The following is a 22,351-nucleotide window of genomic DNA, read 5'->3' on the forward strand; positions in this document are numbered from 1 at the left end:
AGCCGATGGCAGCGCTGTCGATCACGCCGCCTCAGTGTCAAATAGTCAATCAGAAGATTAGCGACCACCTGCCGCATCAATAAAGGTGCCGGTGACGTAAGAAGCGGCATCACTTGCCAGCCAGATAATCGCAGCGGCGATCTCTTCAGCCTGACCACCGCGCTGCATCGGCAGCGAACGGGCTACACGATCGACTCTGCCAGGTTCACCCCCATCGGCGTGCATCTCGGTATAGATTAAGCCCGGCCGCACGCTATTGACGCGAATGCCCTGCGCCGCCACTTCCAGCGATAAGCCTTTAGTCAGCGTGTCCATCGCCCCTTTTGACGCCGCGTAATCAACATATTCGCCCGGCGCACCGAGACGGGCAGCCGCTGAGGAAACATTGATTATCGAACCGCCCTGCCCGCCGTGTGCTGTACTCATGCGCTTCACCGCTTCCCGACAGCAGATAAACGTACCGGTGACATTGGTGGCGAACACGCGCTGAATACGCTCAGCATCGAGATCTTCCACGCGACACTGCGTAAACAAAATCCCGGCATTGTTGACCAGCACGCGCAGGTTGCCTGCCTGCTGATCAAGCTGCTGAAACATGCGCACCACTTCCGCTTCAATGGCGATATCGGCCTGTAAGGCGAATGCACTGCCGCCCAGCGCTGCAATCTCTGCCACCACCTGCTCTGCCTCAGTAACGCGCTGGCGATAATTGACCGCAACACGATAGCCCGCCTGCGCCAACATCACTGCTGTTGCGCGTCCAATGCCACGGCTACCGCCAGTGACTAATGCCAGATCCATGTTGCCTCCAAAATAGAAAAAGGGCCGATTTCTCGGCCCTCAGAATAGGTGTTCAAAAAGTGTTTAGCCAAAAATAATTTAAGTTGCACAAGGCAGCTGGTCCCACTCTTCCCGGCAGTCCACAGTAGTCCGTGAACGGGATAAATGGGAGCGATCAACGCCATGGCAGCCCCCAACACAATCTTTAAATTACTGGTATTCGCTCATTGGAACACAGGAGCAGAATACATTGCGGTCGCCAAACACATCATCCAGACGTTTCACCGTTGGCCAGTATTTGTTGGCGCTGCCTGCCGGGAACACCGCCAGTTCGCGGGTGTACGGATGCGCCCACTCGCCAACGATCTCCATCTGGGTATGAGGTGCATTCACCAGCGGGTTATCCTCAGCGGGCCATTCGCCGTCGGCTACGCGGTCAATCTCCATGCGGATGGAGAGCATCGCATCAATAAAGCGATCCAACTCGATTTTGCTTTCGGATTCCGTTGGTTCAACCATCAGCGTTCCGGCCACCGGGAAGGACATGGTTGGCGCGTGGAAGCCGTAGTCGATCAGACGTTTGGCAATATCCAACTCGCTGATGCCGGTCTGCTCTTTCAGCGGACGAATATCGAGAATACATTCGTGCGCCACGCGACCATCGCGACCTGCATACAGAATTGGATAAGCGGATTGCAGACGGCTGGCAATATAGTTGGCATTCAGAATCGCTACCGAACTCGCCTGCTTCAGACCTTCCGCACCCATCATGCGAATGTACATCCAGCTGATCGGCAGAATCGAGGCGCTGCCAAATGGCGCGGCGGATACCGCGCCCTGCTGTGTCAGCACGCCATCGATTTGCACCACGCTGTGGCCCGGAACAAATGGTGCCAGATGCGCTTTCACGCCAATCGGTCCCATACCTGGACCACCACCGCCGTGTGGAATGCAGAAGGTTTTATGCAGGTTAAGGTGCGAGACATCGGCGCCGATGTAACCTGGCGTGGTGATACCCACCTGTGCGTTCATGTTGGCACCGTCCAGGTAAACCTGACCGCCATACTGATGCACGATCTGGCACACTTCACGAATGGTTTCTTCGTAAACGCCGTGGGTTGAAGGATAGGTCACCATGATGCATGACAGTTCATCGCCAACCTGAGCGGCTTTCTCACGCAGATCGCCGAGATCGATGTTGCCTTGTTTATCACAGGCCACCACCACCACTGCCATGCCCGCCATCTGTGCAGATGCCGGGTTAGTGCCGTGTGCAGAACTTGGGATCAGGCAGACATTACGTCCCCCTTCATTGCGGCTTTCGTGGTAACGACGAATCGCCAGCAGACCGGCATACTCACCCTGTGCGCCAGAGTTGGGCTGCATACAGAGTGCATCGTAACCGGTGAGCTGCACCAGCCACTGTGACAGCTGGCCAATCATCTGCAGATAGCCTGAAGCCTGTTCCGCCGGGCAGAATGGATGCAGTTCAGCAAACTCTGGCCAGGTAATCGGGATCATTTCGGCAGCAGCGTTGAGTTTCATGGTGCAGGAACCGAGCGGGATCATTGCCTGGTTCAGTGCCAGATCCTTTTTCTCCAGGCTGTGCATGTAACGCATCATCTCGGTTTCGCTGTGATGACGGTTAAACACGGGATGGGTCAGGAACTCGCTTTCACGTGACATGCCTGCCGGAATAGCACTGTTTTCTGCGGCTACGCTGGCATCCAGGGCATCAATTTCCTGACCATGTGCATCACCCAGCAGAATCGCAAACAACGCCTGCACGTCTTCACGTGAGGTGGTTTCATCCAGCGTGATACCCACACCGTTAAGCACGTCACTGCGCAGGTTAACGCCAAAGCTCAGCGCACGATTCAGCACTTCCGCTTTATCGGCTACCTCAACGGTTAAGGTGTCGAACCAGCTGTTGTGGCGTAGCTTCAGGCCACCCTTTTTCAGACCCGCGGCCAGAATACTGGTCAAACGGTGGATGCGCGAGGCGATACGTTTCAGGCCCACTGGACCATGATAAACCGCATACAGACCGGCGATGTTCGCCAGCAGCACCTGAGAAGTACAGATGTTGGAGTTGGCTTTCTCACGACGGATATGCTGTTCACGCGTTTGCATCGCCATGCGCAGCGCGGTGTTGCCTGCGGCATCGCGCGAAACGCCAATGATACGGCCCGGCATGGAGCGTTTGTGCTCATCGCGGCTAGCGAAGAAGGCGGCGTGCGGACCGCCGTAACCCATCGGCACACCAAAGCGCTGAGCGGACCCGAAAACGATATCAGCGCCCTGCTTACCTGGCGCTTCTAACTGCACCAGCGCCATGAAATCGGCAGCCACGCTTACCACGACTTTACGGCTTTTCAGCTCGGCAATCAGTGAACGGTAATCATGCACTTCACCACTGGTGCCCACTTGCTGCAGCAGCACGCCAAACAGGTCGTCGTGATCCAGCGCTTTGCTGGCGCTGTCGATGATCAGTTCAAAACCAAAGGTTTCTGCACGCGTGCGCACCACATCCAGGGTTTGCGGATGGATGTCTTCTGCGATAAAGAATTTACCGGCATTTTTCAGTTTGCTGACGCGCTTCGCCATCGCCATCGCTTCGGCAGCTGCGGTGGCTTCATCAAGCAGTGAAGCAGAGGCGATATCCAGCCCGGTTAAGTCCAGCGTCAGGGTCTGGAAGTTCAGCAGCGCCTCAAGGCGGCCCTGTGAGACCTCTGGTTGGTACGGGGTGTATGCGGTGTACCAACCTGGGTTTTCCAGCATATTACGCAGGATAACCGGCGGAGTGATCACGGCACTGTAGCCCATGCCGATCCAGGATTTGTAACGTTGGTTCTGACTGGCAATGGCTTTCAGCTCTGCCAGCGCTTGCTGTTCGGTCGCGGCATCACCGACCGCAGGCGGGCCTGGCAGTTGGATATCGGCAGGCACGATGGCGCTGATCAGTGATTCCAGAGAGCTGGCACCAATCGCTTCCAGCATGGTGGCCTGCTGCGCGGGTGTAGGACCGATATGGCGCTCAATGAAAGCACCGTTATGTTCAAGCTGGCTGAGAGTCTGGGTCATTTGCAGTAAATCCTGAATCGGGCTGGGTTACAAAAACGGCATTAAATCAGGCAGATAAAAAAGAAGGCGCTGCAGTGCAGCACCTTCGATGACTACCGGTTACTCGTCGATAGCGCCTTTGTAGGCATCGGCGTCGAGCATAGAATCAAGTTCTGAAATGTCGCTGGCTTTGATACGGAATAACCAGCCCGCTGCGTACGGTTCGCTGTTGACCAGCTCCGGTGCGTCGGCCAGTTCTTCGTTCACAGCAACGATTTCACCGCTTAGAGGGGCATAGATGTCTGAGGCGGCTTTCACCGACTCCGCGACGGCGCAGTCATCACCGGCAGCGAAAGTGGCGCCCACATCAGGCAGATCCACAAACACCATATCGCCCAGCAGTTCCTGCGCGTGTTCAGTGATACCCACAGTGAAGGTGCCATCGGCTTCTTTACGCACCCACTCGTGACTATCGCGGTATTTCAATTCATTAGGCACATTGCTCATCGCCATTTCTCCTGAAAAATTACTGAGCGACCGGTTTACCGGCGCGAACAAAAATCGGTTTAGTGACTTTCACCGGCATTTCACGATTGCGGATCTCTACAATCGCTTGCTCACCAATGCCCGCTGGCACACGTGCCAGCGCGATGCTGTAACCCAGCGTCGGGGAGAAGGAACCACTGGTAATAATACCCTGCTGTGGCTGACCTTGTTCATCGGTGAAACGCACCGGCAAGCCGTTTCGTAACACCCCTTTTTCGGTCATGATCAAACCCACCAGCTTTTCAGTGCCATGTTCACGTTGCGCTTCAAGCGCCTCGCGGCCGATGAAATCGCGATCGGCAGGTTCCCAGCTCACCGTCCAACCCATGTTGGCCGCTAGCGGTGAAACGCCTTCATCCATTTCCTGACCGTACAGATTCATCCCCGCTTCCAGGCGGAGCGTGTCACGCGCGCCCAGGCCAGCCGGTTTGACGCCTGCCGCCAGCAGTTTCTGCCAGAAATCGGCCGCTTCACTGTTCGGCATCGCAATTTCATAACCGGCTTCACCGGTATAACCGGTGGTGGCAATGAACAGGTTTTCGCTTTGCACACCAAAGAACGGTTTCATGCCTGCCACCGCTTCACGCTGCGCCGCAGTGAACAGCGTCTGTGCTTTCTGCTGCGCTTGCGGACCTTGAACGGCAATCAGCGCCAAATCGTCACGTTCGGTGAGTTCGACACCAAACGGCTGAGCGTGCTGTTTGATCCACGCCAAATCCTTCTCACGCGTCGCGGAGTTCACCACTAAGCGGACAAAGTCTTCGGTCATAAAGTAAACAATCAAATCATCAATGACGCCAGCCGAAGCATTCAGCATGCCGGTGTAGAGAGCTTTGCCGGGTTGCGTCAGTTTGGCGACATCGTTGGCCAGCAGATAACGCAGGAATTCACGGGTGCGGACACCGCGCAGATCGACGATGGTCATGTGGGAAACATCAAACATACCGGCATCGTTGCGCACGACATGATGCTCATCCATTTGCGAGCCATAATGCAGTGGCATCATCCAGCCATGGAAATCCACCATGCGCGCACCGCATGCCTGATGCTGTTCGAATAGAGGCGTTTGCTGAGTCATAACCATCCTGTGAAAACAAGTGAGTGTGACGCGCCTGCGCCGCCTGTACAGGCAGACGCAAACGTTCTCTTTGTGCTGAAGTTACCACTGAACGCGGCGATTAACCATAAGGAAAACGAGGGCGAAACAGTATCACCCCCTTAGCACGTACCAAACCCAACCCAGCACAATTCACTGCATTTTTGTGATTAACTACGCATAAAATACAATTAAGAACGATAAATACAGCCTGATAATGGAACACACGCCTCAGTACGACAAAAAGGTCCGGCGAACCCGCGATATCATCATTAGTTAAAGTAATGCGAATTGACGAGTAAAATTAGAATAAATCAAACGAGGCGCAATTTGAGTGCAGAGACGCACCAGAGCAGTGCATAGGGTGAAAAAGCCATTTGATGTGCGCTTGTCCGAACACAGCCTGCAACGTCCCAGCGCAGACGTAGCGGTCACTTTTAGGAGCGGCTTTTGGTATGACGAGACAGTGAACCATGCAAAAAAAATGGCGCCTGAATCGGCGCCATTTGAAAAGAATTTAACGAATCCAGCTGGGCATATCATTGAGCCCCATGGCCTGCTTCAGCATCATCGGTTTTACGCCTGGCAGTGTATCCGCCAGTTTCAATCCCACATCACGCAGCAGCTTTTTCGCCGGATGGGTCCCCGCAAACAGCTCACGGAATCCTTGCATGCCGGCCAGCATCATTGCCGCACTGTGCTTGCGGCTGCGCTCATAACGGCGCAGATAAAGGTGCTGTCCGATATCTTTGCCTTCCTGATGCAGGCGACGAATTTCACCGATCAGTTCTGCGGCATCCATAAAGCCAAGATTGACGCCCTGCCCGGCCAGCGGATGAATGGTGTGTGCGGCATCGCCCACCAGTGCCAGGCGGTGTGCGGCAAAGTTACGGGCATAGCGCGCCATCAGCGGGAAGGTTTTGCGCTCGCTTTCGGCATGGCACAAGCCGAGGCGCATATCGAAGGCGACCGACAAATGCTGGTTGAACAGCGCTTCTGGCATCGATTGCACCCGCGCCGCTTCCTGCGGCGACAATGACCAGACAATAGAACAGAGATGCGGGTCCTGCATCGGCAGGAACGCCAGAATACCATCGCCATGGAACACCTGACGCGCAATCGCATCGTGCGGCATATCGGTGCGAATATTGGCAACCAGCGCATGATGATCGTAATCCCAGAAGGTCATCGGGATATCGGCTTTATCGCGCAGCCAGGAGTTTGCGCCATCCGCGGCAATCAGCAGGCGCGCACTCATCATGCTCCCGTCCTGTAAAGTGACGAACGCTTCGTTGTCGCCAAAGGCTACCTGCTGCAACTGCGCAGGGGCAAATAAGGTGATATCGCTGCACTGACTGGCGCGCTGCCACAGTGCGCTGTGAATCACTTCGTTTTCAATAATATGACCGAGATGGGATAAGCCTTGCTGCTCATCATCAAAGCTGATGGAACCAAAGCTGTCTTGATCCCACACTTCCATGCCGTGATAGGCACTGGCGCGCAACGCCAGGATGCTGGACCAGACATCCAGTTTTTGCAGCAGACGTTCGCTGGCAGCGTTGATCGCCGAGACGCGAATCGATGCGGCGCTCGCTGGATCAAATTGTGGCTCAGGTGCTTTCTCCAGCACGGCAACGCGCAGACCGCTGCCCTGTAATCCGCAGGCAACGGCCAGACCTACCATACCGCCACCGGCGATAGCCACATCAAATGTTTGCATTGCTGCCCCTTAATTCATGCTTAACGCTTTACCCAGCCGAGCGTGCGCGCGGCAAGTGGGTTTCGCAGCCATGGCAGATGGTCCATTGCCACCAGCCCAAGATTTCTTCCCGCCACCAAGGGCGCATAACGATTGGCAAACAGCCGCACCAGGCCATCGGTCACGCCGATTGTCGCGGCGCGATCCGGTTGACGACGTGCAGCGAAGTGCTGCAACACGCCATAGCTGCCCACATCCTGCTGCTGACGATGTGCACCTGCCAGCGTTTCCGCCAGCGACATCACATCGCGCAGTCCCAGATTAAAACCCTGGCCCGCAATAGGATGCAGCGTTTGCGCCGCGTTGCCCACTAGCGCCAGGCGATGCGCTACCTGACGCTCTGCGGTTTGCAGCGCCAGCGGATACACTTCACGCTGGCCGGCATGGGTGAAACGCCCTAAGCGCCAGCCAAACGCTTGCTGAAGCTCGTGCAGGAAGGTCGCATCATCCCACTGTTTAACTGTCGCTTCTGCCTCGACGGGATGACACCACACCAGCGACATGCGATTGCCAGACATCGGTAATAGTGCCAGCGGGCCGTGCTCGGTGAAGCGCTCAAAAGCACGCCCCTGATGCGGTTGCTGCGTGGTGACGTTGGCAATCACCGCTAGCTGCTGGTAATCGTCCCGCTGCCAGGTCATGCCACATGACGCCGCAAGTGGCGAACGTGAGCCATCGGCTGCCACCAGCAACGCGCCCTGTAACCGCTCGCCGCTGTTGAGTGTCACCGTGACAGACTCTGCTGTGCGCTCCACCGTCGTGACGTAATCCGGGCAGCGCAGCGTCACTCCTGGCGCACTTTTCAGACGCTGGAACAGGCGCTGTCCCACATCAAACAGCTCAACCACCTGCCCCAGCGCTGGGACCTGATAATCATCCGCCTTGAGCTGCACAAAACCGGTGTGGCCACGGTCAGAGACGTGAATATCCGTGATTGGCGTGCCGCAATCTGCGAGCGAGCGCCATACATCGATATCCGCCAGCTGCTGACAGGTGCCCGCCGCTAACGCAATCGCTCGGCCGTCGAAACCAGGATGTTTGCGGCTATCCGGCAGGCTGCGCTCAATGAGCGTGACGGGCAGCTGGCCTTGCGTCAGATGCGAAATCGCCAGCGCCAGGGTTGCCCCGGTCATACCGCCGCCTGCAATCAAAATGCTCATGCGTGGCGTGCCGCTGCCATCAAGGCTTCAATCGAATCGGCATCTTTCACGACGCTGTCGGTCAGGTTTTCGTTGCCGTCAGCGGTGATCACGATGTCATCTTCGATACGGATACCGATACCGCGATACTGCGGTGGGACTTTCGCATCCGGCGCGATGTACAGACCCGGTTCAATGGTCAGCACCATACCCGGTTCGAGAATGCGATCACGGCTTGGTGTACCGTAATGGCCGACGTCATGCACATCCAGCCCCAGCCAGTGACTCAAGCCGTGCATGAAGAACGGGCGGTGCGCCTGCTCTTCGAACAGCGTATCGATATTGCCTTCCAGAATGCCGAGATCGACCAGACCGGTGATCATGATGTGCACCACTTCGTCATTGACGTCGTGGATGCTGACGCCAGGGCGGAACATCGACAGCGCTTTGTACAGCGAGGCCAGCACGATGTCGTAAATCTCGCGCTGAGGTTGCGTGAATTTGCCATTAACCGGGAAGGTGCGGGTAATGTCACCGGCATACCCGTGGAATTCACAACCCGCATCAATCAGCACCAAATCGCCATCGCGCATTTCACTTTCGTTTTCGGTGTAATGCAGGATGCAGCCGTTCTCACCCGATCCCACGATGGTGTTGTAAGAAGGGAAGCGTGCGCCGTGGCGATTGAATTCATGGTGAATTTCGCCTTCGAGTTGATACTCCAACATCCCCGGACGGCAAGCTTGCATCGCACGAGTATGCGCCAGCGCACTGATTTTTCCCGCACGGCGCAAAATCTCAATTTCGGCTTCGCTTTTAAACAGGCGCATATCGTGTACCCACGGACGCCAGTCGGTGACGGTAGCAGGCGCGCTGAGATTCTGACGGAAGCCACGGCGCAGTTTTTCCAACGCGCTGAACACCAGTTGGTCAGCTTCTGCGTACTCCCCCTGAGCATGATAAACCACATCAAGCCCGTTGAGCAGCTGATGCAATTGCTCACCGATGTCATCCCAAGGTAAAGCACGGTCAACGCCAAGCTTAGCGGGTGCGGCATCTTGCCCCAGGCGGCGGCCAAACCAGATCTCTGCGGTAAGGTCGCGAACACGATTGAACAACACGCTATGGTTATGCTTGTCATCACTTTTGATCAGCACTAACAGCGCCTGCGGTTCATTGAACCCGGTGAAATACCAGAAGTCGCTGTTTTGGCGGAAGTTGTATTCCGTGTCGTTGCTGCGGGTCACTTCAGGTGCAGCGAAAATCAAAGCGGCGCTGCCAGGTGCCATACGGGCAATCAGCGCCTGACGACGTTGCTGGAAAGTATCCAGTGTAATCATGTTTGCACTCCCTGTTGAAACGGGCACCACGCGCCCGCAATAACGCACTTAGTGTAACGTTGGCTTTTGCACTTCCGGCGCAGTTGGCGTGTGCTGACGAGTGAATGTGTCATGGCAAAGCAAGGCCGCCACGCGCACATACTCAATCACTTCTTCCAGCGACTGCTCCAGCTCTTCCTGATCTTCATCTTCGTCGTAACCGAGTTGCGCGATGGTGCGCAGATCGTCAATCGCTTCACCGGTTTCGCCGGTCACTTTATCCAGCTTCGGCTGCGTGACGCCTAAGCCGAGCAGGAAATGGTTGACCCAGCCCGCGAGCGCATCCGCGCGATCGAAGACGGTGATGTCATCATCTTCCGGCAGCATCAGTTGGAACATGAAACCCTCATCTTCCAGCGTATTGCTCAGATTTTCATGCAGCGCCTGCAGCGGCTGTGACAAGCTTTGTGAAAACGCCATGCCGTCGTTGGTGAGGTCGTGGATCTTGGTTTTCCAACTGGCGTCTTTGTTGCCACCACACAAAATACCGGACAGCAATCCGTGCATTTCGGCTGGCGTCATGCCCACGCCCTGCTGAGAAAGGGCTGCGGCTAGCGCGTTGTAACCAGGAGTTTCGTTCTGTAAAGACATAGGCTTTGGTCGTCGTTGGCAGAATAAGTTCGTGTTATGCTACCACCAGGTGCCTCAGGGTTTCCAGAAAAGGGGTTGTAACTTATATCGCGGCTCTATATAGTTGCGCACCTCCCAACCCATTGACAGGTAAGGGAGATGCGAACAGAGTAATCAGTCAGGATGGTGGCATGTCTGCACAACCGGTAGATATTCAGATTTTTGGTCGTTCATTGAGAGTAAATTGTCCGCCCGAACAGCAAGATGCGCTGAATCTGGCTGCAGAGGATCTCAATCAACGGTTGCAAGATTTAAAAGTTCGCACTAGAGTCACCAATACAGAGCAACTGGTGTTCATCGCCGCCTTAAACATCTGCCACGAGCTGGCACAGGAAAAAGGCAAGACGCGCGACTATGCAGCAAACATGGAACAACGTATCCGCATGCTGCAGCAGACCATTGAACAAGCATTAGTTGAGCAAGGTCGCATAACTGATCGCCAGGGCCCTAAATTCGAATAACACTTCATGGTACTCGTGTTAGAGTGACGGTGAAGTCAATTTTCTCTGAGATGTTTGCAAGCGGGCCCGTCCCCTGAGCCGATATTTAATACCAACAGAATGTGACGATCCACAATTTGTGCGCATGCTCGGTCCGTCCGAGAAGCCTAATAATTGTGACGGCATGTTCACCTTGAACCATGGGTTCAAGGGTTACAGCCTGCGGCGGCATCTCGGAGATCTCCTCTTTAGTCCCCTTCGCCAGAGACTTATGTTTCAGCAAGGCGGCAAGCAAATGGATCCCAATCAGCTTAACGAATTGAGTGATTGGGGTGCATGAGCGCAGTTAGTCCCCTGTACCTGAAGTATGACGAGAATCTCCCGCTTCGCATGATATAGTTGGCCAAATTGCCGACTCTGCCGGGGACATCATGACCGCACCTTCCCTACTTGATCGCCAGGACATCCGCCAGCATGTGCGCCATCTGCGCCGCAACCTTACGCCTGAACAGCAGGAGCAAGCTGCCGATCTGCTCGCCGAGCACGCTATTAACTTTGCCCCTATCGCTAATGCCCAACGCATCGCGCTGTTTTTATCTGTCGATGGCGAAATCAACACCCGCCCGCTGATTGCCAAGCTGTGGCAGCAGAAAAAGCAGGTTTATTTGCCGGTACTGCATCCTTTTGCTCCCGGGCATCTGCTGTTCCTGCGTTACACGCCTGAGACGGCACTGGCCCCAAACAAATTGCGCATCCCTGAACCGCCGCTGGATATCACGCAGATGGCCACACTCGATCAGTTGGATGTGATGCTGGTGCCGTTAGTGGCATTTGACCACCAGGGTCAGCGATTGGGGATGGGGGGAGGTTTTTACGATCGCACCCTGCAGCACTGGCAGCAGCATGGCTTTTTACCGATGGGCATTGCGCACGATTGCCAGCGCGTTGAGACATTGCCAGTCGCGGCATGGGATGTCCCCTTGCCTGCTATTTTAACGCCGTCAAAGCTGTGGCAGTGGGATAGCGCCGAACGATAAAACAAAGGGCGCCAATTGAGGTGGCGCCCTGAGCAATCAGCAAGATGAACGGGCACGCAAGGTGCCCTGAATCATCAGTACAGCAGGCGGGCGCGAATGGTGCCCGGAATCGCTTTCATCAGCTGCAGCGCTTTTTCCGCCACATCTTCTTCTGCATCGATATCGATAACCACATAACCCATCACCGGCGAGGTCTGCAGATACTGAGCGGCAATGTTGATGCCCTGCTCGGCAAAGATCTGGTTAATCGCGGTCAACACGCCTGGACGGTTCTCATGGATGTGCAGCAAGCGGCTGGCGCTGGCGGCATGCATCGGCAGGGACACTTCCGGGAAGTTAACGGCAGACAGCGTAGAACCGTTGTCAGAGTATTTCGCCAGCTTGCCCGAGACTTCCAGGCCGATGTTTTCCTGAGCTTCCTGAGTGGAGCCCCCGATATGTGGCGTCAGGATCACGTTATCAAACTCGCACAGCGGTGAGTTGAACGGATCGCTGTTGGTCGCTGGCTCAACCGGGAAGACGTCGATGGCCGCACCGGAGAGATGCTTGTTCGCCAGGGCGTTGCACAGGGCTGGAATATCAATCACGGTTCCGCGTGCGGCGTTAATCAGCAGTGCGCCCGGCTTCATCAGCGCTAACTCGTCTGCGCCAATCATATTCTGCGTTGAGGCATTTTCTGGTACGTGCAGGCTGACCACGTCGCTCATGTTAAGCAGATCCGACAGGTGACGAACCTGAGTCGCATTACCCAGCGGTAATTTGGTCTCGATGTCGTAGAAAAACACGTGCATGCCCAGGCCTTCTGCCAGCACGCCAAGCTGCATCCCGATATGGCCGTAGCCAATGATGCCCAGCTTCTTACCACGCGCTTCGAACGAGCCGTTCGCCACTTTGTTCCAGATACCACGGTGTGCTTTGGCGTTTGCTTCAGGGATCCCGCGCAGCATCAGCAGCATTTCGCCGATCACCAGTTCGGCTACCGAACGGGTGTTAGAGAATGGTGCATTGAAGACCGGCACACCGCGTTTTGCAGCAGCATTCAGATCAACCTGGTTAGTACCGATGCAGAAGCAGCCTACCGCGACCAGCTTTTCGGCCGCCGCAAAGATCTCTTCGGTCAGTTGGGTGCGGGAACGGATACCAATGAAGTGCGCATCGCGGATGGAGGACTTCAGCGACTCCGCATCCAGTGCCCCTTTATGGAATTCGATGTTGGTGTAACCCGCAGCACGCAGATTATCCAGTGCACTCTGGTGAACGCCTTCCACCAGCAGGAACTTAATCTTGTCTTTTTCCAGTGATACCTTTGCCATTTCCCGACCCTATTCAGAATTCAACGAGGACTACCATAAGGTAGCCTTCTGCCAAAATATCAAAAATTTCGAGCGCGGCAATACAAACGATTGCCTGACCGCCAGCACGCGCCCACGTTGAGGCAGCACAAAGCCGTACAAAATCGTGGGATGCGAGTGCGCCGAAGTACGAACCTGCTGTTGATGAATCTTTTGTGACATAAGTCACCAAATTTCACCCCAGCAAGAAAAGATGTTTTGCAGATGGAAATAACCGGCGCAGCACACGCGCCGGTGAGTACGCTATCAGATCAATAAGTGATGGTTTTCACGCCATCTGCTGTGCCGATTAAGGCAACATCAGCGCCACGCGCGGCAAACAAGCCAACGGTGACCACGCCCGGCAGTGCATTGATGGTTTTTTCCAATGCAATCGGGTCGAGAATACGCAGATTATGCACGTCGAGAATAATGTTGCCGTTGTCGGTCACCACATTCTGACGATACTCAGGTTGGCCACCCAGCTTCACCAGTTCACGCGCAACAAACGCGCGCGCCATCGGAATCACTTCCACCGGCAGCGGGAAATTGCCCAACACGTCCACCTCTTTGGAGGCATCCGCAATGCAGATAAACTTTTTCGCCACGGCTGCGACAATTTTCTCACGCGTCAGCGCTGCGCCGCCGCCTTTGATCATCTGCATCTGTGGATTAATCTCGTCCGCGCCATCAACGTACACCGACAGCTCATCGACGTTATTCAGATCAAAAACCGGAATTCCCAGGGCTTTGAGTTTTTCCGTCGAGGCTTCCGAACTGGAGACCGCGCCTTCAATTTGATCTTTCATGGTGCCAAGCGCATCAATAAAATGCGCCGCTGTTGAACCGGTGCCAACGCCAACAATGGTGCCGGGTTGCACGTATTGCAGTGCTGCCCAACCAACCGCTTTTTTCAGTTCATCCTGGGTCATGGTATGTTTAAAACCTGTGCGACATCGAAGTGCGCGTAGTATAAAACAAGGCGTCGTGAAAATGCGCGGCTGTTAACGCATCGATTTAAGCCTTTGGAAGCCAGCCCGCAAAAATCCGCCGCAGCACAATATGACAGTTTTGTGGCATAGTACTTTCCATCCTGAACGAGAGAGAACAACAATGAAACGCCCGGATTATCGAACGCTTCAGGCGCTGGATGCTGTGATTCGCGAGCGCGGTTTTGAGCGTGCGGCCCAAAAACTCTGCATCACGCAGTCTGCGGTGTCACAACGCATTAAACAGCTGGAAAATTTATTTGGTCAGCCGCTGCTGGTGCGCACCGTGCCGCCGCGTCCGACCGAGCAAGGACAAAAACTGCTGGCGCTGCTACATCAGGTGGAGTTGCTGGAAGAAGAGTGGCTGGGTGATGACAACGGCGGTACTACGCCACTGCTGCTGTCACTGGCGGTCAACGCCGACAGTCTGGCGACCTGGCTGCTGCCTGCACTGAAAGACGTGCTGGCCGATTCGCCGGTGCGCCTGAATTTGCAGGTAGAAGATGAAACCCGTACCCAGGAACGCTTGCGTCGCGGTGAAGTGGTCGGCGCTGTCAGTATCCAGCCGCAGCCGCTGCCGAGTTGTCTGGTGGATCAGTTGGGTGCTCTGGATTATCTGTTCTGCGCGTCGCCAGATTTCGCTGCACGCTACTTCCCGAATGGCGTCACGCGCTCTGCTTTGTTGAAAGCCCCAGCGGTGGCGTTTGACCATCTGGATGATATGCATCAGGCGTTTTTACAGCAGAACTTCGATCTGTCACCGGGCAGCGTACCGTGCCACATCGTTAACTCGTCGGAAGCCTTTGTGCAGTTGGCGCGTCAGGGTTCAGTGTGCTGTATGATCCCACACTTACAGATTGAGCGAGAACTGGCGCAAGGTGATTTGGTGGATTTGACGCCAGGCCTGTACCAGCGCCGCATGCTTTACTGGCACCGCTTCGCGCCAGAGAGCCGTTTGATGCGCAGCGTGACGGATGCGTTGATCGCACACGGTCATCGCGTGTTGCGTCAGGATACGGCGGCGGCATAAGCCTAAATGCAGATTGGCGTAGCGGCTTAATTGATTACGTAAATGAACGGCAGTTTCACCGCCATTTAGCGCGATCAATCGCGCCGCTACGATTCAACACATCAGATTACTGAGCGGTATTCGGCTTGATCTCGAACACCACATCAACCTGATCGTCAAAGTGAATGCTCTGCTGCTCATAAGTCTGCTGCGCGGTGGTATCCGCAGGGGCCGCAGCCGCTTTATACATACGCGCCATTGGCATTGGCTGATAGTTCGCCACGTGATAGCGGATACTGTACACCGGGCCCAATTTCGCGTTGAAGCCTTCTGCCAGTGCACCGGCCTGCTGAGTGGCGTTAGCAATCGCGGCTTTGCGCGCCTGATCTTTATAGGCATCGGCATTCGCTACGCCCAGCTCCACCGAACGGATTTCGTTCAGGCCAGATTTCAGCGCACCGTCCAGTAACTCATTCAGTTTATCCAGCTGACGTAACGTCACCTGCACCTGGCGCACCGCACGATAGCCTTTTAGTACCGACTTGCCTTCTTTGGTGTAGTCATACTCCGGTTGCGTGCTCAGGTTTGCCGCATCAATATCTTTCTTCTCGATACCGTTCTTTTGCAGGAAATCGAAATATTGCGCCACGCGGTCATCAGCTTGTTTTTTCGCATCTGCCGCATCTTTCGAGGAAACATTCACCACGATGGAGAGTGTCGCGATATCAGGACGGGCATCTACGCTTGCCTGACCAGAGGTGACGACATGCGGGCCATTCGGGACTTCACCCGCTTGTACCATCGCTGACATTACGCCCGTGCTCATTACGGCGGCCAGCGCCAGTGCTTTCAATTTCACGAAAGTCCTCCTTGAAGGTTCAATTTACAGGTCGCCACTATGGCTAAACCTAAAACACATTACTATGCGTGATGGTCTGAGTTTGAAATCACCAAAAAGTTCGGATAACGACGGTATTAACGTATCCGCGATCGCAAAACCAGGTTAACGGATTCGCGGAAATTTTGCCTTGGTGTTTCTATTAAAGAAACAATTCTAGCCTTATGGGGAGTTGTGGTATGACAGAGCAGCCAATTAGCCAAAGCGCCATTGCCGTCCGCGCCGGACGGACGCGATTCCTGATGCTGGGTCTGGTGTTTATCAATATCATCATCAACTACATGGATCGTACCAATCTCTCTGTGGCCGCCACGCAAATGGCCGGCGAATTGCGCTTTACGCCAATGGAGATGGGGTTGATCTTCTCAGCATTTGGCTGGATCTACGCTGCGCTGCAGATCCCCGGCGGCTTTCTGATCGATCGTCTCGGCGCGCGTCTGGTGTATGGCGTGGGCCTGTTTGCCTGGTCATTAATCACAGCCCTGCATGCGCTCGCCAACAGCTTCGGTGCGCTGTTTGGCTTGCGCCTGGGCGTCGGTGCCTTTGAAGCGCCGGTAATGCCTTCGAATAACCGCGTGATTTCCAGCTGGTTCCCGGAACAGGAGCGTGCCAGCGCCATCGGCATTTACTCCTCGGCCCAGTTTGTGGGACTCGCCTGCATGACGCCGCTGCTGTTCCACGTACAGGATGCGTTTGGCTGGCGCGGTCTGTTTCTGATTACCGGTGTGGCCGGGATGATTTGGGCGTTGGTGTGGTATCTGCTTTACCGTGAGCCACATGAGCATAAAGGCGTGTCAGAAGCCGAATTAAACTATCTGCGCAGCAACGGTGCCTTACTCGAGAGCCGTCAGCACACGCAGCAGCCGAAGGCCCGCTGGGCCGATCTGGCACAAATGTTCCGCAGCCGCAAACTGGTGGGTATCTATATCGGCCAGTTTACTATCTCAGCCACTTTTTGGTTCTTCCTCACCTGGTTCCCGACCTATCTGGTGGAGTATCGCCATATGGGCTTCATTAAAAGCGGCTATGTGGCTTCCGTGCCCTACTTCGCCGCTTTCTGTGGCGTACTGCTGGCAGGTTTCGCTTCGGATCGCATGATACGGCGAGGCGTGTCGCCCAGCGTGGCGCGTAAACTGCCGGTCATCCTTGGCCTGTTCCTGACACTGTTTATTCTTGGCGCCAATTACACCGACGACTCCACGCTCATCGTGCTGTTTATGTCGCTGGCGTTTTTTGGCAACGGCCTCGCGACCATCACCTGGGTATTTGTCACCGCACTGGCACCTCGCCATCTGATTGGCTTAGCGGGCGGCGTATTCAACTTCACCGGCGCGCTTTCCGCTATTGTGGTGCCGATTGCCATTGGCGCGCTGATCGATGGCGATAATTTCGCGCCAGCACTCGGCTTTATTGCCGTGCTGGCGGCGATAGGCATTTGCAGCTATCTGTTCGTGGTTGGGAAAATCGAGCATGTCAGCGCGCACTGATCAGCACTTGCGCCAGCGACTGCAACTGCGTCACCCGCTGCTGCAGATGTGCATCGTCGGCCTGCCAGATTTTGGCGAACGCCAGCGCAGCGCGGTTGTTATTGATTGGCTGCGCCATGCTGATTTCGCCGTCATCACGGTGCCAGATCAAATGGTTTGCGTCACGCTTACGCGCCAGCAACGGCGCCATTTGCGCCCACTGTTCGTCGGTAAATCGTGGACGCAACTGCTCATCACTCTCTGTCGCCAGCAGCGACACACCAATCACCGACTGCCACGCCGGCAGCATGCGGAAACCGGCCAGCGCCTGGCTGGCACTGGTGCGCTCACCCGGTTCGGAGTGCCAGATGTAAATCACCTGATCCTCCCACAGCACGCCCAGCGCCACCACGATGTCGCGCGGCGCGTGTGCTTCCAGTTGCGGCAGCGCCTGGGCAAACAGCGAGGAGCCGCGAATCGCCTGCGCCGCCAGAGCATGAATCCCTGGGCCGGGCAAATAGCGGCGGTGTTCGTCCTGAATCGTCAGGCCAATCGAGGCCATGGTCATCAGCAGGCGGTTAACGCGCGTGCTGTTCATGTCCATCTGTCGCGCCAGTTCACGGCAGCCCACGGCTTTATCGCTGGAAACCAAATACTGCAAGCAGCGAATCCCATCAATCAGGCTTTGGTTGGGTTGAGAAGACATAGTTCACCCTGTGGCGCTCAAAACTCCAATCTTAGCTTCAGCATGACAGGAAGCAAATGATGCAGACTTTCTCTTCGCAAAATGCGCGCCACTTCCCAGAGCAAAAGTTACAGGCCGATCTGCTGGTGGCGGGCGGTGGGCTCGCGGGCGTGTGTGCCGCACTGGCCGCCGCGCGTGACGGATTGCAGGTGGTGTTGGTTCAGGATCGCCCGGTGCTGGGTGGCAACGCATCGAGTGAAGTGCGGTTATGGGCCAACGGTGCAACATCGCATATGGGTAACAACAACCGCTGGGCGCGCGAAGGCGGCATCATGGGCGAGATCATGGAGGAAAACCTGTGGCGCAACAAAGAGGGCAATCCGGTGCTGTTCGATATGGTGCTGCTGGATTTGGTGCAGTCACAACCCGGTCTGACGCTACTGCTCAACACGGTGGTCAGCGATATCACGAAAGAAGGCCGCCGCTTACAAGCCGTTCAAGCTTTTAACGCCATTAATCAGACACGCTACCACGTCAACGCCAGCCAGTTTATCGATGCCAGCGGCGATGGCGTGCTGGGATATCTGGCGGGTGCCGCGCATCGTGTGGGGGCGGAAACTGTTGAAGAATTTGGCGAAAAGATGGCGCCAGGCGAACATTTTGGACACAAACTCGGCCACTCAATCTACTTCTACACCAAACGCACTTCGCAGCCGGTTCGCTTTGTCCCGCCCTCTTTTGCGCTTAAAGAGATTACCGCCATTCCACGTTACAAACGCCTGACCTCCGATCTTAACGGCTGTGATTTATGGTGGCTGGAATGGGGCGGACGGCTCGATACGGTGCACGAAAGCGAAACAATCAAATGGGAGCTGTGGAAAATTGTTTGGGGCGTGTGGGATTACATTAAAAACTCCGACGAGTTTCCGGATGCCGATACCCTAACCATCGAATGGGTGGGCCTGATCCCCGGCAAGCGCGAAAGCCGTCGCTTCCTCGGTGACACGTTACTGTGTCAGCAGGACATCATTGAACAGCGCGATCACTACGACGCCGTTGCCTACGGCGGCTGGTCGATTGACCTGCATCCCGCCGATGGCGTGTACAGCGAGCACAATGGCTGCCGCCAGTTCCACAGCAAAGGCACCTACACCATTCCATTTCGTGCGCTATACAGCCAGTCGCTGGATAATCTGCTGCTCACCGGTCGTTTAATCTCAGCCACCCACGTTGCCTTTGGCAGCGCACGGGTGATGTGCACCTGCGGCGTGTTGGGTGAAGTGGTGGGACGTGCGGCGACCATCTGTCATCAGCAGCAATTCACGCCGTCGCAGCTGGCGCAGCCAGATCGCGTCACACAGTTGCAGCAGCAACTGCTGCGTCAGGGGGCGTTTATCCCACGCCATCCATTGCTGAGTCCGGCCCGCAATGCGCAGATCGAAGTCAGCAGCACTCTGCAGCTTAGCAATCTCCCCGCCGATGCCGGTTGGCAGCCGCTGCAATCGCGCTGTGCTCTGCTGCTGCCATTAAAAGCCGGTGAACGTTTACCTGCGCTAACCGTGCAACTGCGTGCCAAACAAACGCAGAAGATGCAGGTTTCGCTGCTCAGCAGTGACAATCCGGCCAACACTTGCGGCGATCGTCACATCGCCAGCCAAACACTCACGGTTAACGATCAGGGCAATTACCGCCTGATTTTTGATTACCGTGCAGATTGCGATCGTTATCTGTTTATCGCCTTTGAAGAAAATCCGGCGATTGAAGTGGCCCTCACTCAGCAGCGTCTGCCCGGGGTCATGATGGTGTTTAACAGCCTCAATCCACGCGTCGCCAAACGCACGCGACAGATTAACGATGGCGATTACGGCGTCGATGAGTTCGATTTCTGGCTGCCGCGCCGCGTGCCGCATCAAATCCTGTTCGCCTTCACGCTGGAGACGCCGTTAAAACTCTGGCATCGGGACTATCTGCTCAACGGCAAATTGCGTCCGGAGCAGCACACCAACTGCTGGGTGCCGGCACGGGATGACGCTCAGCCAACGGTTATTTGGCGCTGGGAACAGCAGCAACACGCTCGCCAAATCACGCTGTTGTTTGATAACGACTTTGACCATGCAATGGAGACGGTACAGATGGGGCACGCACAAGCGGTCACGCCGCACTGCACCACGCATTATCGTCTCTGGCTGGATGAAGAGTTACTGATTGAAGTCGAAGAAAACCATCACTCGCTCTGCCATCACGCCGTACCGCAGGGGGTGAGTTTCCGCCAGATTCGTTTAGAGCTGCTGGCCAGTGCGGGCGCGCTGCCCGCACTGTACGGCTTACATCTGCATCAGAACGCGGCAATACCCTGACGCGCCAGCTGGATAGCGATAAACCACATCACGCCGCCCACCAGCAGATTGATGATACGCTGCGCACGCACGGTGCGCAGACGCGGTGAAAGCCACGCAGCTAACAGCGCCAGGCCAAAGAACCAGATAATTGAAGCACTCACCGTGCCCAACGCGAACCACTGACGCGCTTCGGTAGAAGGAAGCTGACTGCCGAGGCTACCCAGCACCACAAAGGTATCAAGATAGACGTGCGGATTGAGCCAGGTCACCGCGACGATGGTGGCAACGATGCGCCAGCGACCTTGCTTCAGCGCGGCTTCAGTCGCTAACGTCACATCGCCCTGCCATGCGCTGCGTAGTGCGCCCCAGCCGTACCACAGCAGAAACGCCACGCCCGCCCAGGTGATCAGCATTAGCAGAATCGGGGACTGATTCAGCAGCGCGCTACCGCCAAAAATACCGCCGCAAATCAGCACAACATCGCTCAGCGTACATAACCCTGCGGTCATTAAATGGTAGTGGCGTTTAATGCCCTGATTCATCACGAATGCGTTTTGTGGGCCTAATGGCAGAATGAGTGCTGCCCCAAGGGCAAGTCCTTGTAAATAAACAGATAACACGATGGCGGTCCTGAGTGACGAGATAATGCGATGCAGTATAGTGACGCGAGGATATTAGTGGAAATTGAAAGATTTAATCGGGTATTAGAGAAAGTAATAAGATTGATATCAATAGCGAAGTGATGGCGACGAGTGCGCTTTCGGTCGCCATAGATGATGGCCCTTTAGGGATATGACCGGGTTTTGTGGGGTGCACATCAGATGTGCACCACCACTCATTGATTACTCCGCGCGCTCAGGTTGCTGTTCGTTCTTCACCTGATGAAGATGCACGTCCATCTGCGGATAAGGGATGCCGATACCGTTCGCGTCCAGCGTACGTTTGAAGTTCTTCAACAGATCCCAGTAGACGTTTTGCAGGTCACTGCTCTTGCTCCAGCAACGTACGACAAAGTTGAGTGAAGACGCAGCCAGCTCGTTCAGGCCGATCTGAATACCCATGTCTTTCAGCACGCGTTCATCGGCCTCAACCACTTCCCTGAACAGCGCGATGACCTGATCGACATCCGCGTCGTAGGCCACACCGATAATGAATTCATTACGGCGAATCGGCTCACGGGAATAGTTAACGATATTACCCGCAATCACCTTACCGTTCGGTACCACGACAATTTTACCGTCCGCGCTCTTCATGGTGGTGGAGAAGATCTGCACGTTCTGCACCGTTCCCATCACGCCACCGAGATCCACGAACTCGCCAGTTTTAAACGGACGGAAGGTCACTAGCAGTACACCCGCGGCAAGGTTGGACAGCGAACCCTGCAGGGATAAAGCTAAGGCCAAACCCGCTGCACCCAGTACCGCAATCACCGATGCGGTTTGCACCCCAACGCGGCCCAGCGCAGCAATCAAGGTAAAAGCAATCACGCCATAGCGCACCAGCGCCGAGAGGAAATCTGCGACTGTGGCATCGATATGACGCGCCACCAGCACGCGGTTGATGCCTTTCGAAATAATACGCGCTGCCATCATACCGATCACTATGATGACAATCGCCGCAGCGATATTGACGAAATAGCTCAGGATCAGTGCCTGATTTCTTACCAGCCAGCCGCCAGCGTTGTTAATGCCGTCAACGACATTTAAGTCTTCCATTTGTTAGCCCTGTTGTTGAGTTTCCCGCAGGAAAATGCAAAAACGGCCAG

The 22,351-nt window shown here is 55.5% G+C and carries 19 protein-coding genes and 1 other RNA gene; 6 read left to right on the forward strand and 14 right to left on the reverse strand.

Annotated features, from left to right (window positions below):
* Positions 1-57 precede the first annotated feature (57 nt).
* The 8 genes from ACCW76_RS03225 to ACCW76_RS03260 all read right to left on the reverse strand — a co-directional run bounded on the left by ACCW76_RS03225 (position 58) and on the right by ACCW76_RS03260 (position 10,353).
* A complete protein-coding gene (locus ACCW76_RS03225; protein ID WP_436337735.1) occupies positions 58-801 on the reverse strand; it encodes an SDR family oxidoreductase in 744 nt (247 codons plus the stop codon).
* Positions 802-990: 189 nt separating this feature from the next.
* A complete protein-coding gene (gene gcvP / locus ACCW76_RS03230; RefSeq protein WP_045831705.1) occupies positions 991-3,864 on the reverse strand; it encodes an aminomethyl-transferring glycine dehydrogenase in 2,874 nt (957 codons plus the stop codon).
* A 99-nt stretch (positions 3,865-3,963) separates the two neighbouring features.
* A complete protein-coding gene (gcvH, locus tag ACCW76_RS03235; protein ID WP_038645001.1) occupies positions 3,964-4,350 on the reverse strand; it encodes a glycine cleavage system protein GcvH in 387 nt (128 codons plus the stop codon).
* A 19-nt stretch (positions 4,351-4,369) separates the two neighbouring features.
* Positions 4,370-5,467 (reverse strand): glycine cleavage system aminomethyltransferase GcvT, encoded by a 1,098-nt coding sequence (gene gcvT / locus ACCW76_RS03240; RefSeq protein WP_436337736.1) that lies wholly within the window; start codon positions 5,465-5,467, stop codon positions 4,370-4,372.
* 535 nt (positions 5,468-6,002) lie between these two features.
* A complete protein-coding gene (gene ubiI / locus ACCW76_RS03245; RefSeq protein ID WP_436337737.1) occupies positions 6,003-7,205 on the reverse strand; it encodes an FAD-dependent 2-octaprenylphenol hydroxylase in 1,203 nt (400 codons plus the stop codon).
* Positions 7,206-7,225: 20 nt separating this feature from the next.
* Positions 7,226-8,404 carry a 2-octaprenyl-6-methoxyphenyl hydroxylase gene (gene ubiH / locus ACCW76_RS03250; RefSeq protein ID WP_436337738.1) on the reverse strand — a complete coding sequence of 393 codons (1,179 nt, stop codon included), beginning with the start codon at positions 8,402-8,404 and terminating at the stop codon, positions 7,226-7,228.
* The gene (gene pepP, locus ACCW76_RS03255) at positions 8,401-9,723 is read right to left on the reverse strand and encodes a Xaa-Pro aminopeptidase (protein WP_436337739.1); all 1,323 of its coding nucleotides are present in this window, start codon (positions 9,721-9,723) and stop codon (positions 8,401-8,403) included. Before pepP ends, ubiH begins: the two co-directional genes overlap by 4 nt.
* A gap of 48 nt (positions 9,724-9,771) precedes the next feature.
* A complete protein-coding gene (locus tag ACCW76_RS03260; protein ID WP_045814669.1) occupies positions 9,772-10,353 on the reverse strand; it encodes a YecA family protein in 582 nt (193 codons plus the stop codon).
* Between the two features lie 170 nt (positions 10,354-10,523).
* On the opposite strand from ACCW76_RS03260, the gene zapA reads away from it, so the two are divergent.
* From zapA to ACCW76_RS03275, 3 genes are all read left to right on the forward strand, one after another.
* A complete protein-coding gene (gene zapA / locus ACCW76_RS03265; protein WP_034823204.1) occupies positions 10,524-10,853 on the forward strand; it encodes a cell division protein ZapA in 330 nt (109 codons plus the stop codon).
* 39 nt (positions 10,854-10,892) lie between these two features.
* Positions 10,893-11,076, forward strand: a non-coding RNA gene (gene ssrS / locus ACCW76_RS03270) — 6S RNA.
* 187 nt (positions 11,077-11,263) lie between these two features.
* Positions 11,264-11,869, forward strand: coding sequence for a 5-formyltetrahydrofolate cyclo-ligase (locus ACCW76_RS03275; protein ID WP_436337740.1), 606 nt, complete (start codon positions 11,264-11,266; stop codon positions 11,867-11,869).
* A gap of 74 nt (positions 11,870-11,943) precedes the next feature.
* On the opposite strand, the gene serA is transcribed toward ACCW76_RS03275, so the two are convergent.
* Together serA and rpiA are read right to left on the reverse strand one after the other, a co-directional pair.
* Entirely contained in the window at positions 11,944-13,182 is a 1,239-nt protein-coding gene (serA, locus tag ACCW76_RS03280) for a phosphoglycerate dehydrogenase (protein WP_038644986.1), read from the reverse strand.
* Positions 13,183-13,472: 290 nt separating this feature from the next.
* Entirely contained in the window at positions 13,473-14,132 is a 660-nt protein-coding gene (rpiA, locus tag ACCW76_RS03285) for a ribose-5-phosphate isomerase RpiA (RefSeq protein WP_038644984.1), read from the reverse strand.
* Positions 14,133-14,313: 181 nt separating this feature from the next.
* Here rpiA and ACCW76_RS03290 point away from each other — a divergent pair, with 181 nt between their 5' ends.
* Positions 14,314-15,219: a LysR family transcriptional regulator ArgP gene (locus ACCW76_RS03290; protein ID WP_038644982.1), complete on the forward strand. Its 906-nt coding sequence runs from the start codon at positions 14,314-14,316 to the stop codon at positions 15,217-15,219.
* A gap of 106 nt (positions 15,220-15,325) precedes the next feature.
* Here ACCW76_RS03290 and ACCW76_RS03295 read toward each other — a convergent pair whose 3' ends face one another.
* Positions 15,326-16,057 (reverse strand): oxidative stress defense protein, encoded by a 732-nt coding sequence (locus ACCW76_RS03295; RefSeq protein ID WP_045814671.1) that lies wholly within the window; start codon positions 16,055-16,057, stop codon positions 15,326-15,328.
* A gap of 218 nt (positions 16,058-16,275) precedes the next feature.
* Here ACCW76_RS03295 and ACCW76_RS03300 point away from each other — a divergent pair, with 218 nt between their 5' ends.
* Positions 16,276-17,583, forward strand: a complete 1,308-nt coding sequence (locus tag ACCW76_RS03300; protein WP_200536749.1) for an MFS transporter — start codon at positions 16,276-16,278, stop codon at positions 17,581-17,583.
* Here ACCW76_RS03300 and ACCW76_RS03305 read toward each other — a convergent pair.
* A complete protein-coding gene (locus ACCW76_RS03305; protein ID WP_034823215.1) occupies positions 17,570-18,268 on the reverse strand; it encodes an IclR family transcriptional regulator domain-containing protein in 699 nt (232 codons plus the stop codon). The genes ACCW76_RS03300 and ACCW76_RS03305 overlap by 14 nt on opposite strands.
* Before the next feature lie 59 nt (positions 18,269-18,327).
* Between ACCW76_RS03305 and ACCW76_RS03310 the strand changes: the two genes are divergently transcribed.
* Positions 18,328-20,604, forward strand: coding sequence for an FAD-dependent oxidoreductase (locus ACCW76_RS03310; RefSeq protein ID WP_436337894.1), 2,277 nt, complete (start codon positions 18,328-18,330; stop codon positions 20,602-20,604).
* Here the strand turns inward: ACCW76_RS03310 and argO are convergent.
* Complete coding sequence (gene argO, locus ACCW76_RS03315; protein WP_436337741.1) at positions 20,583-21,206, reverse strand: arginine exporter ArgO; 624 nt, start codon at positions 21,204-21,206, stop codon at positions 20,583-20,585. The two genes, ACCW76_RS03310 and argO, sit on opposite strands and share 22 nt — an antisense overlap.
* A gap of 222 nt (positions 21,207-21,428) precedes the next feature.
* Positions 21,429-22,301: a small-conductance mechanosensitive channel MscS gene (gene mscS / locus ACCW76_RS03320; protein WP_038644974.1), complete on the reverse strand. Its 873-nt coding sequence runs from the start codon at positions 22,299-22,301 to the stop codon at positions 21,429-21,431.
* Positions 22,302-22,351: the final 50 nt, after the last annotated feature.

The sequence above is a fragment of the Pantoea sp. C8B4 genome (assembly GCF_051336905.1).
GTDB classification, from domain to species: Bacteria; Pseudomonadota; Gammaproteobacteria; order Enterobacterales; family Enterobacteriaceae; genus Pantoea; species Pantoea rwandensis_B.

What these genes read in the sequence shown, in the direction of transcription:
- ACCW76_RS03225 (WP_436337735.1), bottom strand. Translation starts at nt 801, where the DNA reads ATGGATCTGGCATTAGTCACTGGCGGTAGCCGTGGCATTGGACGCGCA.
- gcvP (WP_045831705.1), bottom strand. Translation starts at nt 3,864, where the DNA reads ATGACCCAGACTCTCAGCCAGCTTGAACATAACGGTGCTTTCATTGAG.
- gcvH (WP_038645001.1), bottom strand. Translation starts at nt 4,350, where the DNA reads ATGAGCAATGTGCCTAATGAATTGAAATACCGCGATAGTCACGAGTGG.
- gcvT (WP_436337736.1), bottom strand. Translation starts at nt 5,467, where the DNA reads ATGACTCAGCAAACGCCTCTATTCGAACAGCATCAGGCATGCGGTGCG.
- ubiI (WP_436337737.1), bottom strand. Translation starts at nt 7,205, where the DNA reads ATGCAAACATTTGATGTGGCTATCGCCGGTGGCGGTATGGTAGGTCTG.
- ubiH (WP_436337738.1), bottom strand. Translation starts at nt 8,404, where the DNA reads ATGAGCATTTTGATTGCAGGCGGCGGTATGACCGGGGCAACCCTGGCG.
- pepP (WP_436337739.1), bottom strand. Translation starts at nt 9,723, where the DNA reads ATGATTACACTGGATACTTTCCAGCAACGTCGTCAGGCGCTGATTGCC.
- ACCW76_RS03260 (WP_045814669.1), bottom strand. Translation starts at nt 10,353, where the DNA reads ATGTCTTTACAGAACGAAACTCCTGGTTACAACGCGCTAGCCGCAGCC.
- zapA (WP_034823204.1), top strand. Translation starts at nt 10,524, where the DNA reads ATGTCTGCACAACCGGTAGATATTCAGATTTTTGGTCGTTCATTGAGA.
- ACCW76_RS03275 (WP_436337740.1), top strand. Translation starts at nt 11,264, where the DNA reads ATGACCGCACCTTCCCTACTTGATCGCCAGGACATCCGCCAGCATGTG.
- serA (WP_038644986.1), bottom strand. Translation starts at nt 13,182, where the DNA reads ATGGCAAAGGTATCACTGGAAAAAGACAAGATTAAGTTCCTGCTGGTG.
- rpiA (WP_038644984.1), bottom strand. Translation starts at nt 14,132, where the DNA reads ATGACCCAGGATGAACTGAAAAAAGCGGTTGGTTGGGCAGCACTGCAA.
- ACCW76_RS03290 (WP_038644982.1), top strand. Translation starts at nt 14,314, where the DNA reads ATGAAACGCCCGGATTATCGAACGCTTCAGGCGCTGGATGCTGTGATT.
- ACCW76_RS03300 (WP_200536749.1), top strand. Translation starts at nt 16,276, where the DNA reads ATGACAGAGCAGCCAATTAGCCAAAGCGCCATTGCCGTCCGCGCCGGA.
- ACCW76_RS03305 (WP_034823215.1), bottom strand. Translation starts at nt 18,268, where the DNA reads ATGTCTTCTCAACCCAACCAAAGCCTGATTGATGGGATTCGCTGCTTG.
- ACCW76_RS03310 (WP_436337894.1), top strand. Translation starts at nt 18,328, where the DNA reads ATGCAGACTTTCTCTTCGCAAAATGCGCGCCACTTCCCAGAGCAAAAG.
- mscS (WP_038644974.1), bottom strand. Translation starts at nt 22,301, where the DNA reads ATGGAAGACTTAAATGTCGTTGACGGCATTAACAACGCTGGCGGCTGG.